The sequence below is a fragment of the Blautia sp. MSK18_10 genome (genome assembly GCF_020553185.1).
Lineage (GTDB): Bacteria > Bacillota > Clostridia > Lachnospirales > Lachnospiraceae > Blautia_A > Blautia_A wexlerae.
Genome location: NZ_JAJCGT010000116.1, coordinates 1 through 784, shown reverse-complemented (window position 1 = coordinate 784; position 784 = coordinate 1). Strand labels below are relative to the sequence as shown.

At 45.0% G+C, this 784-nt stretch carries 1 protein-coding gene; it reads right to left on the bottom strand.

What is annotated here, in order from left to right; translation table 11 throughout:
• The coding region (locus tag LI074_RS17060; protein ID WP_320443430.1) for an RNA-guided endonuclease InsQ/TnpB family protein at positions 1–764 on the bottom strand (764 nt) is incomplete at its 3' end.
• Between the last annotated feature and the right edge of the window lie 20 nt (positions 765–784).

The following is a 784-nucleotide window of genomic DNA, read 5'->3' as shown; positions in this document are numbered from 1 at the left end:
CGTTCTTCCAGCTTATATCCAAGCATGGAAAGGAACTGACCGTATCCGTTATCCTGTATCCCTTTTCCGAAATGCAGGCCTCCGGCTATCCCCTTCAGGTTCAGATCCTCCACACATACTGCGTCATAGTCTTCTGCAAGGCTGTGGCTGAGCTTATGCTGGAAATCCTTCCTCTGGTTCTTTATCTTTTCATGATATAAAGCAACCTTTTTCTTCTGTTTCTGATAGTTACGGCTGCCCTTTTCACATCTGGAAAGTTTTCTCTGTTCCCGGGCAAGTTTTTTCTCTGCATTCCGGTAAAACATGGGATATCCGGCTCTTTCACCGGTAGAAAATACACACATCCCATGCATGGCAAAATCCATCCCCAGGAATTTTTCCGCCTGTCTTTTCTCCGCTGTTTGGTTTTCACAGTCGAACAGCAGGCTGGCAAAATATTTTCCGGACGGTTCCCTGCTCACAGTCACTGATTTCAGCTTCCCTCCCTCCGGGATCATACGGTGGAGTTTTATTTTTACCGGCTGCATCTTTGGCAGTTTCAGGAACCTGTCCTGCAGACAGATATTCCCATTTACCATATTCGTTGTATAGGATTTCCGCGAATGTTTTTTTGATTTATAATGCGGAAATCCCACTCCCGGTTCCCGGAAAAATTTCCGGAAAGCCCCTTCCAGATTTAACTGTACATTCGCCAGCGCAAGAGAATCTACCTCTTTCAGCCATGGATATTCTTTTTTATATCCGGCCGGCGTATTTTTCAGCATCTTTTTTTCTTCCTGATAAT